The sequence below is a fragment of the Shewanella sp. MF05913 genome, from assembly GCF_059758095.1.
The window spans coordinates 152656-165072 of sequence record NZ_JCAYNT010000002.1 but is presented as its reverse complement, the minus strand read 5'-3'; the positions used below and the strand labels follow the sequence as shown (position 1 = coordinate 165072).

The 12417-nt window shown below is 43.4% G+C and carries 10 protein-coding genes and 1 riboswitch; of the genes, 9 read left to right on the top strand and 1 reads right to left on the bottom strand.

The window, feature by feature from the left end:
- Positions 1-593: 593 nt before the first annotated feature.
- From AC19MV_RS04150 to AC19MV_RS04125, 6 genes are all read left to right on the top strand, one after another.
- A complete protein-coding gene (locus AC19MV_RS04150) occupies positions 594-1880 on the top strand; it encodes an acetyl-CoA hydrolase/transferase family protein (RefSeq protein ID WP_498305893.1) in 1287 nt (428 codons plus the stop codon).
- 340 nt (positions 1881-2220) lie between these two features.
- Positions 2221-2871, top strand: coding sequence for a YitT family protein (locus AC19MV_RS04145; RefSeq protein WP_498305892.1), 651 nt, complete (start codon positions 2221-2223; stop codon positions 2869-2871).
- Between the two features lie 297 nt (positions 2872-3168).
- On the top strand, positions 3169-3705 hold the full coding sequence (locus AC19MV_RS04140) for a type IV pilin protein (protein ID WP_498305891.1): 537 nt from the start codon (positions 3169-3171) through the stop codon (positions 3703-3705).
- Positions 3706-3802: 97 nt separating this feature from the next.
- A complete protein-coding gene (locus AC19MV_RS04135) occupies positions 3803-4171 on the top strand; it encodes a PH domain-containing protein (RefSeq protein WP_498305890.1) in 369 nt (122 codons plus the stop codon).
- 235 nt (positions 4172-4406) lie between these two features.
- The gene (gene trxC, locus AC19MV_RS04130) at positions 4407-4829 is read left to right on the top strand and encodes a thioredoxin TrxC (RefSeq protein WP_124729954.1); all 423 of its coding nucleotides are present in this window, start codon (positions 4407-4409) and stop codon (positions 4827-4829) included.
- 117 nt (positions 4830-4946) lie between these two features.
- The gene (locus AC19MV_RS04125) at positions 4947-5405 is read left to right on the top strand and encodes a DUF3465 domain-containing protein (RefSeq protein WP_432399116.1); all 459 of its coding nucleotides are present in this window, start codon (positions 4947-4949) and stop codon (positions 5403-5405) included.
- Positions 5406-5633: 228 nt separating this feature from the next.
- On the opposite strand, the gene metH is transcribed toward AC19MV_RS04125, so the two are convergent.
- Complete coding sequence (gene metH, locus AC19MV_RS04120; protein ID WP_498305889.1) at positions 5634-9350, bottom strand: methionine synthase; 3717 nt, start codon at positions 9348-9350, stop codon at positions 5634-5636.
- A 210-nt stretch (positions 9351-9560) separates the two neighbouring features.
- Between metH and AC19MV_RS04115 the strand changes: the two genes are divergently transcribed.
- From AC19MV_RS04115 to AC19MV_RS04105, 3 genes are all read left to right on the top strand, one after another.
- Complete coding sequence (locus AC19MV_RS04115; protein ID WP_498305888.1) at positions 9561-10271, top strand: histidine phosphatase family protein; 711 nt, start codon at positions 9561-9563, stop codon at positions 10269-10271.
- A riboswitch (cobalamin riboswitch) is annotated at positions 10270-10387 on the top strand. (Overlaps the previous gene by 2 nt.)
- 79 nt (positions 10388-10466) lie before the next feature.
- Positions 10467-11276: an ABC transporter ATP-binding protein gene (locus AC19MV_RS04110; RefSeq protein ID WP_498305887.1), complete on the top strand. Its 810-nt coding sequence runs from the start codon at positions 10467-10469 to the stop codon at positions 11274-11276.
- A complete protein-coding gene (locus tag AC19MV_RS04105) occupies positions 11269-12402 on the top strand; it encodes a FecCD family ABC transporter permease (RefSeq protein WP_498305886.1) in 1134 nt (377 codons plus the stop codon). Before AC19MV_RS04110 ends, AC19MV_RS04105 begins: the two co-directional genes overlap by 8 nt.
- Positions 12403-12417 lie beyond the last annotated feature (15 nt).

Here is a 12417-nt window from a genome sequence, read left to right as displayed (position 1 = left end):
TTTATTGTGTATAATTATCACGATATAAGATTGTATTTTTACATTCAGTGAATATGAAAATAATAAACGTCGGCAATTTAAATAATTAATTAAGAGTTTACTTAAATTGTAATTAATTATTCAAATTGTAAGGGTATGGTTGTTTTTTTGTTTTATTGTTGTCGCCATAGTAGCGGAGGTAATGAGGTTGTTAAACGCTAAGTTGATGATTAATATTCAATAGTAAAGCCTAAGTTATTTTTCGATGTTTATACACATGGTGCTATTTAAGGATTATCACATTGTTATTTTTGGATTCTTTTAACGACTTTTCCTCGTTGATTACACGGTTACCTAGTGAAGTTTTGGTAAAATAAAACGTCATTAGCTTAATTTATGATCTAGGCGGAGAAGCTAAGTCTATAAACTAAATCTATGAGCTAAACGTGCTTGAAATAGCCGTATTTTTAGGTTGTTAGTATCATCAATTACCTCTTTGCATGTCTCAATTACTCAACTATTTTGTGCTAGCTCAACGTTACCACTACCAACACTATTAAAGGGGGAATTAACCGCTTACACTACAAATAGCTTAATTACCTAGAGTAATATTAATGAAACCAATTATTTGTAGTAGTGCATTAGAAGCCGTCTCCTTAATTGAAAGTGGCGAAACCTTGTGGACTCATTCCATGGGGGCAACTCCAACATTATTATTAAACGCGTTAGCCCAACATGCATTAACAAAGCAGGGGTTAACATTATTGCAGTTGCATACCGAAGGTGCTGAGTCGCTAAGTGATCCCAGTTTACAGGGGCATCTACGCCATCGTTGTTACTTTGCTGGCACACCCACGCGGTCGTTGTTACAACAAGGTAATGCCGATTATGTGCCAATTTTCTTGTCGGAAGTACCTAAGTTATTTCGTTCAGGTGAGCAAAAAATCGACACGGCTATTATTCAAGTCTCTCCGCCAGACAAACACGGTATTTGCTCATTAGGTATTTCGGTTGAAGCTACACTGGCGGCTTGCCAGGTGGCGGGTAAAATTATTGCTCACATTAATCCCATGATGCCTCGCACCCACGGCGATGGATTTATTCACTACAACAAGCTCGCTGCTGTATTTGAGCAAAGCCAGCCATTGCCGCAACATTTAATCGATTCAAGTGATAAAACCAGCCAGGCCATCGGTCAGCACGTTGCCACCTTGGTTCGCGACGGTGATTGCTTACAAATGGGCATAGGCGCTATTCCTGATGCGGTATTGTCGTGCTTAACAGCGCATAAAGATTTGGGCGTTCATACTGAGCTCTTTTCAGATGGCGTGCTGAATTTAGTTGAATTAGGCGTAATCAATAACAGTCGTAAAAAAGTGCATCCAGGAAAAACGGTCACTGGTTTTGCGCTGGGTAGTCAACGACTTTACGATTTTGTCGATGATAATCCTTCGGTGATTTTTATGGACATCGAGCAGGTGAATGACACCGCAATCATTCGTAAAAACCCTAATGTCATGTCGATTAACTCGGCGTTACAAGTTGATATATCGGGTCAGGTTTGTGCTGACTCTTTAGGGACTAAAATATACTCAGGCGTGGGCGGGCAAATGGACTTTATTCGCGGAGCTGGGCTGTCAGAAGGTGGGCGTTCTGTTATTGCGCTGCCAAGTACTGCAGCTAATGGTACTGTGTCGCGAATTGCTACAGTATTATCGCCAGGGGCGGGCGTAGTGACCACTCGTGCGCATGTACACTATATCGTCACAGAGTATGGAACCGCTTATCTACGCGGCAAATCGTTGCGCGAGCGAGCCCGAGCGCTTATTGACATTGCCCATCCAAAATTTAGAGAGCAACTTTGCCAAGAGGCTTTTGATATGTGGCAGCTCACGGTGTAATGCATATCTAGCATGCGTGTTTATTGCTTGGAGCTTTAATTGATCTATAAGCTCACATGTTTACCGTTCGAGGAGGCATGTGCGAGTGAATATTTTCAATATTGAGCTCATTATCAATAATATACCTAGTATCATTAAATTTACAGTATATATGTTGATCGTAAACAAATGTGTACAATCGGGGTGTTCTTCACAATATTTCTCTTCTGGCCCGACCTGATAAATCGACTTCGATTCGCTACACTGCGCGCCCTTAATATGTTGCTACTTTAAGCTTTTGGCGTAACGCATTGTGTTTGCAGCATGAATAATTATCTCTAACAGTAAGGATAGACAACTCATGCAATTCCCAACACACCGATTTTACGAAGACATATTGGCTTTGTTTTGTGCAGGTGTCATGGTGTCTTTAGGTGTAACCCTCTATAACAGTAATCAACTGATTACCGGTGGGACTGCTGGTATTGCCATTATTGGTATGCACCTATCATCGTTAAGTTTTGGGGTGTTATTCTTTTTAGTCAATGTGCCTTTTTACTACATTGCATGGACCAAACTCTCTAAGCGTTTCACCATTAATACCTTCATTTCAGTATCCATCATTTCAGTGATGACAGATTACATGCCGATGCTTATTCATATCGATAATGTCCATCCCGTATTTGCCGCATCGGTTGGCGGAATGTTGATTGGAGTGGGTATGTTGATTATGTTTCGGCATAAATCGAGCTTAGGTGGTTTAGGTATTTTGGCGTTGTATTTACAGAACAAATATTCAATCCGAGCCGGTAATTTTGGCTTATTAGTCGACACCATTATTTTGAGTTCTTCCTTGCTGATGTTTCCTGTCGAGGTGGTGTTCTTGTCGGTAATGGGCGCTGCGATGCTAAATGTGCTCATTGCCATTAATCATAAGCCCGGCCGTTATCAGGCATATGTTGAGACTAAAGTGAAAAAAGAGACAATAGATTTGAAGACCCAAAAAGCCTAGTGCTCATAAAATATTCGTTTTGTTTGTTTGGCAATGTTTGGCAATATTAGGTATTCATTGTTGCAGCCAGTGCTGCAGCCAGTGTCTGTAAAGCAGCAGTACACCACAATCATAGCCAGTAATTACTGTTATTGGTATTAGTCTTAATCAACGTCACTACGCTAAGTCTCATTTGATAAATTTATTTCAATCCCATGTAATTGTGAGTAAATTTTGAGTTAAAATATTTATTCTATTAATACCCGTGTTTTATGAAGCGCTAATTGGGCTATTTATAACAAGTTAAGGTTTCGCAGTATGAACAAATCAAACACCTCACACCCAACAGGCTTTACCTTGATTGAGTTGGTCGTGGTGATCATTATTTTAGGTATTTTGGCCGTAGTAGCGGCACCCAAATTTATTAATTTAAAAACTGATGCACACATTGCCGCGATAAATGGGGCGGTAGGATCGATTAAAACCGCGGTAACCTTATTCAAAACCAAAACATTAACCTCCGGTAGCGCAATGACTGATACGGTTGAGTTTTCTGGGGTAAAAGGCAGTAATTATCAACCCTGGGCAGCAGCGGCTAATGCCAGCGGCATTGGGTTTAATGCTGGATACACCACCTCGTCTGAAATTTTTAAGGCGGCAGGCTTAGACATGAACGACTGGGCGTATCTCATTTATACGTCAAGTGGCAGTTATGCCGTTGCTGCTGCACCAAAGTTGGCACTGGATATTGCAAAGCCGACATCTGCACAAGTCATCGCAACCAATTGTTATTTCCAGTACCACTGGAAGAGTGCTGGCGAACCTGAGATCACTTCTGTGACTTCTGGGTGTTAATGGTATTAAGTGCAAGTTCTCTGGTTGCCTGCTTAGATTTGTGTGTTGAGAAGACAATAATCATTGCGGATAATGTTTTATATAACAAGGATGTTTTATGATCGATTTTAATAATAAAGGCTTTTTTAAGCTTAAGCAAAACCCTGATTTTGCTGAAAAGGTTAAGGATTTGCTGCTAGATGATGAACAAATTGTCGATTCGTATAAAACGATGCGTGATGGCGTTGTTTTTACCAATAAGCGAATTATTGCGGTAAATGTTCAAGGCATTACAGGCAGCAAAAAAGATTTTACATCTTTGCCTTATAAAAATATTGTCGCTTATTCAATCGAAACATCAGGCACTTTCGATTTAGATTCAGAATTAGAAATCTATTTCTCCGCTATCGGTAAAGTGAAATTTGAGTTCACAGGTAAGTCTTCAATGCTGGAAATCTCAAAAATAATATCGGGCTATTTATTGTAAGCATCATTTGTCACGTTCACGATTAGGTCATCTATTGTGAGCAAGCCGTGGCTGTTCACATATTGTTTGGATCAAAAGGCATTTATGATCCGAAAGCGTTTGTGCTTATCAATCTTGTGTCATAAGTCTAGGGCCATAAGTTTGGTGTAATAAAACAAACATCGATAATTCGATTAACACACCAACTAGGTTTATGATTTAATCGTCTCAATAATGAAGTTGATGAGGTCTAAACATGATAATAGCTTGCCCACACTGCGATACCTTAAATCGAGTTCCTGAAGAACGTCTTGAACAACAACCCACTTGTGGGAAATGTAAAAAGCCTGTCTTTATTGGTGAACCGATAGAGTTAACCACGACGAACTTTGCCCACCATGCTAATAAGTCTGAATTGCCATTAGTCGTCGACTTTTGGGCCAGTTGGTGCGGCCCGTGTAAAAGCTTTGCGCCTGTGTTTACTCAAGCCGCTAAAACCTGGGAACCCAAATTTCGTTTTGGTAAACTCAACACAGAAGAGCAACAAGCTTTAGCTGCGCAGTTTAATATCCGCTCGATCCCAACGTTAATGGTATTTAAACAAGGTAAAGTGATTGCCCAACAATCTGGTGCCATGCCTGCATCGTCGTTTAACCAATGGCTAGAGTCGCTGAAATAGCTTTTTGACATTAAAAATTTCAGTATCAGGCCCGAATTTAGAGAATAAAAAACGCGACTATACCTCGCGTTTTTAATTCGCTTCATTGTAATTATTGTTCAAAAGGATCTGATTCTCATGAAAAAAATACTGCTCATTGGCTTACTCGGCATCGCGTTATTTGGCTATTTAGACAAAAACGTTCAAACCACCCAAATAGTACAAAACGTTTTCGCGGCTGATATCGTTGCCAGTGATAGTGCCAGTAACAGTGCCTTACAAAATGCCATTGATAATCGACAAAGTAATGTTCAAGTTGCGGGGTCTGGTGAGGTAACAAAAATGCTCGCCGATGATCTAAAAGGCAGTCGTCATCAACGGTTTATTTTAAAAATAGCCAGTGGAACGACCTTGCTGGTTGCTCATAATATCGATTTAGCATCACGTATAGACGGCCTAAATGTTGGCGATACCGTAGAATTTTACGGTGTGTATGAGTTTAATAATAAAGGCGGCGTTATCCATTGGACTCACCACGATCCACGCGGAAAGCACCAAGGCGGTTGGTTGAAGCACAATGGTAATGTGTATCAATAAGCTTTGTTATTTGTAAATAGCAATTTGTGATCTGTAATGGGTGATTCTTTCTAACGGGAAAGCTAAAGCTTGCCTATATTAAGGCTGAAAATTGCAGTCGCAGATAAATCATCTTGATGACACGTTAAATGCATCATCAAGATGATATGCGAACTAGAGTATACTCAGAATCACTCTTTACTCTGGATCATTCTCTATTCAGGGTCACACTTTATTCAGAATCACGCTTTACTCTGGATCATAGTCCAATATCGGTGATAACCACTTTTCAGCCTCTGCCAGGCTCATGCCTTTACGCTTAGCGTAATCTTCAACCTGATCTTTACCTATGTTGGTCACGCCAAAATAGCGTGATTTTGGATGGGCAAAGTACCAGCCAGAAACCGCAGCGGTAGGGTACATGGCAAAGCTTTCGGTAATGTTCAAATCGATAGTTTCATCGGGTTTGAGCAAGTCCCACAGCAAGCCTTTTTCTGTGTGGTCTGGGCAAGCTGGATAACCTGGCGCTGGGCGAATACCTTTATAACGTTCACGAATTAACGCTTCGTTATCTAACACCTCATCTGCGGCGTAGCCCCAAAACTCTTTACGAACCCGTTCGTGCATGCGTTCGGCAAAGGCTTCGGCTAAACGGTCGGCTAAGCATTTGAGCATAATGGCGTTATAGTCATCGTGGTTGGCCTCAAATCGGGCTACATGTTCATCAATACCGTGTCCTGTTGTCACCGCAAAACCGCCCATATAGTCGGCCACGCCACTGTCTTTTGGTGCAACAAAGTCAGATAAACAGAAGTTGTCATTACCGACGCGTTCAAGTTGCATACGCAGGTGGTGAGTGGTCATTTCTAATGTGGTGCGCGATTCATCGGTATACAGTTCAATGTCGTCATGATTCACCGTATTGGCTGGGAATAAACCGATAACAGCTTTAGCGGTAAGCCATTTTTCGCTGATAATTTGTTTCAGCATCGCTTGGCCATCAGCAAATAATTTAACCGCTTCTTCGCCCACAACTTTATCTTTTAAAATTTCTGGGTAATGTCCGTGCAGCTCCCAGCTTCTAAAGAACGGTGTCCAGTCGATACGCTCCACTAAGTCTTCTAATGGATAGTCGTCGAATACTTGACGGCCTAATACATTAGGGGTGAATGGGGTGTAGTTTTCCCAGTCATGTTGGCAACGATTTTCACGTGCCGCTTCAATTGATACGATGGTTTTACGCTTGGTTTGCGACAGGCGTTTTTCACGCATGATGTCGTATTCTGCATAGGTTTCATCAATGGTAGCTTGGCGAGTGTTGTTATTAATGAGCTTCGACACGACTGGCACAGCGCGTGATGCATCGGCAATGTATATCGCACCATGTGGATAGTGTGGGGCAATTTTTACTGCTGTATGAATTTTAGAGCAAGTAGCACCGCCAATAATGGCTGGTATGGTTAAGCCTTCACGGTGGAAGGTTTTAACGTTGTGTACCATTTCGTCTAGGCTTGGGGTGATAAGCCCTGACATACCGATAATGTCGATGTTATGTTCTTTCACGGCATCGAGGATTTTCTCAACCGACACCATCACGCCTAAATCGAATACTTCGAAGCCATTACACGCCAGCACAACGCCAACAATGTTTTTCCCGATGTCGTGCACATCGCCTTTTACGGTAACCATCAAAATTTTACCGTTAGATTGACCTTCTACTTTTTCAAGTTCGATATACGGGTTTAAATAGGCGACTGCTTTTTTCATTACACGAGCCGATTTAACCACTTGGGGTAAAAACATTTTGCCGGCGCCAAATAAGTCACCTACCACGTTCATGCCATCCATTAATGGACCTTCAATCACATCAAGTGGGCGGGTGGCTTCAAGACGAGCAGCTTCGGTGTCTTCATCGATAAACTCAGTGATACCTTTAACTAAAGCATGCGATAAACGTTTCGATACTGGCCAGCTGCGCCATGCTAGGTCTTCTTTTTTAGCCACTTGTGAGCCATCGCCGCGATATTTTTCGGCAATGTCTAACAGTTGTTCAGTGTTGCTTGAATCGGCCACTGGGCAAGGTAAGTTTTGTACCACGTTTTCGACTCTAAGCTTAAGCTCTGGGTCAATGTCATCATAAATCGCTAATTGACCTGCGTTTACAATCCCCATGTCCATACCCGCTTGAATCGCATGGTATAAAAACACTGCGTGAATGGCTTCTCGCACTGGGTTATTGCCGCGGAACGAGAACGATACGTTAGACACACCACCCGAAATCATGGCGTGTGGCAACGTCGATTTAATGTCTTTGATTGATTCAATAAAGTCGACAGCATAGTTGTCGTGCTCATCAATGCCTGTCGCGATAGCAAAAATGTTCGGGTCGAAAATAATGTCTTCTGGGGCAAAGCCAACCACATCAACCAAAATGCGATATGCACGGGTACAAATTTCGGTTTTACGGGCACGAGTATCGGCCTGGCCTTGCTCATCAAACGCCATCACAATGGCCGCAGCGCCATAACGTTTTACTAATGTGGCTTGTTTAATAAAGGCTTCTTCACCTTCTTTCATCGAAATTGAGTTAACAATCGACTTGCCTTGCACGCATTTAAGACCCGCTTCAATCACTTCCCATTTTGATGAGTCGATCATGATAGGTACGCGTGAGATGTCTGGTTCTGAGGCAATGAGATTTAAAAACTTGGTCATCGACGCGGCGCCGTCGAGCATGCCTTCGTCCATGTTGACGTCGATAATCTGTGCGCCGTTTTCAACTTGCTCACGCACCACATCGAGTGCCTCTTCAAATTTTTCTTCTTTGATTAAGCGTAAAAATTTTGCCGAGCCTGTTACGTTGGCACGTTCGCCGACGTTAACAAATAATGAGTTGTGATCAATTGTTAACGGCTCTAAACCCGATAACCGACAGGCGACAGGAATGTCGGGGAGCTGTCTTGGATCATGTCTAAGTACCGCTTCACGAATCGCGTTAATGTGGGCCGGTGTGCTACCACAACAGCCGCCGACAATATTAAGCATGCCAGCTTCAGCCCATTGAGTAATGACTTCGGCCATTTCTTCAGGGGTTTCATCATAACCACCAAACTCATTAGGTAAGCCCGCATTTGGGTGAGCAGACACATAACATTCGGCAATGCGTGATAATTCTTCAACGTAGGGGCGCAGCTCTTTTGGGCCAAGGGCACAATTAAGGCCAATCGATAACGGCTTAATATGACGCAGTGAATTATAAAATGCTTCGGTAGTTTGTCCGGTAAGGGTACGACCGGATGCGTCAGTAATGGTGCCAGAGATCATCACCGGTAAGCGCTCGCCAATGTGATCGAACACTTTTTCAATGGCAAATAATGCGGCTTTGGCATTTAAGGTATCAAAAATGGTTTCGACCATAATAATGTCGGCACCACCTTCAACTAAGGCGCTGGTTGATTCAACATAGGCTTCGACTAATTGATCAAAACTGACATTACGAAACCCGGGATCGTTAACATCTGGGCTAATAGAGCAGGTACGGTTGGTTGGGCCAAGCACCCCAGCAACATAACGAGGCGTGCCTGTTTGTGCTGCTACTTCATCGGCAGCCTGGCGGGCAACGCGGGCACCTTCAAGGTTAATTTCTGCCGACAAGGCTTGCATGTCATAGTCGGCCATGGCGATAGTGGTGGCGTTAAAGGTATTGGTTTCAATGATGTCGGCACCGCCGAGCAGGTATTTGACATGAATGGCCTTAATCAGCTCGGGTTGGCTGAGCACTAATAAGTCATTGTTGCCTTTAACATCGCAATGCCAATCTTTAAAGCGTTCGCCGCGATAATCTTCTTCTTCCAACTTATAATCTTGGATCATGGTGCCCATCGCACCATCTAAAATCACAATACGCTCTGCTAACAATGCGTTAAGTTGTTCAAGTGTTTGACTGTGAGAAGTCGACTTCGCCATAAACAGTTACCTTTTTATCACTATATTGCTTGATACCTTGATTAAGATAAGCATACCCTTAAATCAATCTAAAAGGGCGATATCCTCATTGAGCTCATCAATGGGCTAACTTACATGCTTATCTACTCAGAATGTGTTTGGACATATAAACGTATAGACGGCTATAGTACGCGAGTTTTTATCACAAGGGCAAGGCTGAGGTTGATTTAAATGAAACAAGCTAAAATCATTTTTTTACGCCACGGCGAGTGCGAAGGCGGTGACATTGCCCGTGGCCAAATTGATGTTGCGCTCACAGAGCTGGGGCGTGAACAAATGCGCCAAGCCTTTAGTAGTGTGTCTTTACCCATTAAGCAAATATTTAGCTCTCCTTTAGTGCGCTGTCAGCGCTTTGCCGATACGCTGTCGCAGCAGTTATCCATACCATTAACGACATTGCCAGCCTTACAAGAGGTCAATTTTGGCGTATGGGACGGGCAAACTTATGATGCGATTTATCAAGCCAGTCCAAGCCAATTTGATGCGTATTGGCAAGACCCATGGAAAGTGGCGAATACACCAGATCAGGGTGAGAGTTTGGTGGATTTTTATCACAGGGTGCAGCAAGGCTTTATGGCGGTAGTCGACAGTATGTGGCAAACACTTAACCTTGCAAATGAGCCAGAAGCTAATCATCTGCAGGCCTTAGTCATTACTCATGGCGGGGTAATGCGTTGCATTATGGCGCATGTGCTTAATGCCAGCCAAAACAACGGATTATTCGCTAACCTAGCCATCCCCTATGCTGCTATTATGTCTGTTGATGTGTACTGGACTGAGCCTAGCGACAGTAATACACCTTTAGCAGCTAATTCAGTGTCTCAACCTGAGGTTAGCTTTAGGATAAACTGGCCGCAACAAGTGGCGGTTGATACACGTTAATCATTATGTAATTCAAAGTATTGGGAATTGGGTTAAGCCCAAACTGTACCCGCAACTGTAGGTATTCAACTCCCGTTGAATATAAGTCAGATACCAGCTTTGAATTGCCTCAACCCCCATACCTAAGCGGGTGACTTAGGGGAGTTATTATGTTGATATTTATTAAAGTATGTTGGGCATGGCAAGGTGTAAAGCATGCCTGAGTCAGTATTAGATGTAGAACACCTATTTTGGCAAGTTAACGGAAAAACCATTCTCGCCGATATTCATTTCAGCTTACCGAAAGGGCAAATGTTAGGGTTAATTGGCCCAAATGGCGCGGGTAAATCTAGCCTATTACGTTGCCTATACCGTTATATTGTCCCGAGCAGCGGCAATATTGACTTGTTTGGCAAAGAGTTAACGACCTATTCTGCTAAGGCATTAGCGCGCACCGTAGCCGTAGTACAACAAGATACGCCGCATTACTTTGACCTGACGACAGAGCAGTTAGTCACCATGGGGTTAACGCCACATAAAGGCTTATTTGATGCGACAACTCAAGATGACCGCGAGTTAATTAACAGCGCTTTAGCTAAAGTCGGCCTTAGTGAACATGGCCAACAACCTTACGAACATTTGTCTGGCGGCGAAAAACAACGTGCCCTTATTGCGCGTGCAATTGTACAACAGCCGCAAATCCTTATTTTAGATGAGCCCACCAACCACCTGGACATTCGGTATCAAATTCAAATTTTAGAATTAGTGGCTTCACTTGGGATCAGTGTGATTGCATCTATTCACGACTTAAACTTAGCCAGCGCCATGTGTGACAAATTACTGTTACTGGATCAGGGTAAGCTTATTGCTAAAGGTCATCCGACCGCGGTGCTGACTGAGCGGCAAATCAGTGATGTGTTTGGCGTGTGCTGCGAGGTGAATGTTCATCCTCAGCATGCAAAACCATTGATCAGTTATTTTTATGGTTATCAAACAGCTAACAGAGCGAGCCAACAAGATGAGTAACCCGGCTCAAACTCGATACTATTGTGTGTTAGCCCTCATTGTTGTGGCGACGCTATTCACGCCGTTTTTTGCTGCCAGTTTTGGTGCCGCTAACATTAGTTTCACAGATGTCATCAGCGTGTTTAAATCCTTGTTTAGCAATAACCCTGCGCCAGATCCGGCAGACATAATTGGCGGCATTACTGGCGCGGATAACACTTCGCCGGTGAGCAGTTTAACTCAACGGATTATATTTGAGCTGCGTTTACCGCGTATTTTGCTGGCGTTTGTGGCGGGTGCCGGTTTATCTATTGCGGGGAGTGTGCTGCAAACGGTTACGCGTAATCCGCTTGCCGATCCGTATTTATTTGGCATTAGCTCTGGAGCGTCATTTGGCGCAGTGGTGGTGATTTCGCTATTTAGCCAAACAGGGATTTTTGCGCAATTTTTTGATGGTGCGTTACTGATATCGTCTGTTGGACAACAGCCCTGGTGGTCCTGGTCGATGCTCAGTTTACCTGTGGGTGCCTTTATTGGTGCCACGTTGTCCGTGCTGCTGGTGGTCGCATTGTCGGGTATTGGCCGTACCAGCCAAGTTGAGCGCATGTTGTTATCTGGGGTCGCGACGTCATTTCTGTTCGGCGCCTTAACCAGTTTATTACTGTATTTTTCAAGCCCGCAAGCGACCGCATCAGTGCTATTTTGGAGTTTAGGCAGTTTTGCTAAAGCCAGTTGGTCACAGTTATGGCTGCCTACGGTAACCGTTGGCGCGAGCTTACTGATTATGCTGGCCTTTAAACGACAAATTATGGCGCTGCAAGCCGGTGATGAAAGCGCGCATACCCTTGGGGTTAATGTGGCAAAATTGCGCTTAAGCATGCTGTTGCTGTGTTCATTAATTACCGCCATGTTAGTGGCCAGTTGTGGCGGTATTGGTTTTGTAGGGTTAATGATCCCACATACGGTTAGGCTATTGTTTTCCGGACGTCAGCCGATGATATTAACTGCGGTATTGGGCGGTTTATTTATGGTGTGGATTGATGTGATTGCGCGCTGCTTATTAGGCAATCAAGAATTACCTGTCGGTATCATTACTGCATCACTTGGCAGTGTGTTCTTTTTGTTTATTTTACGTCACCGTCGATAACAGGATGAAGAAGTG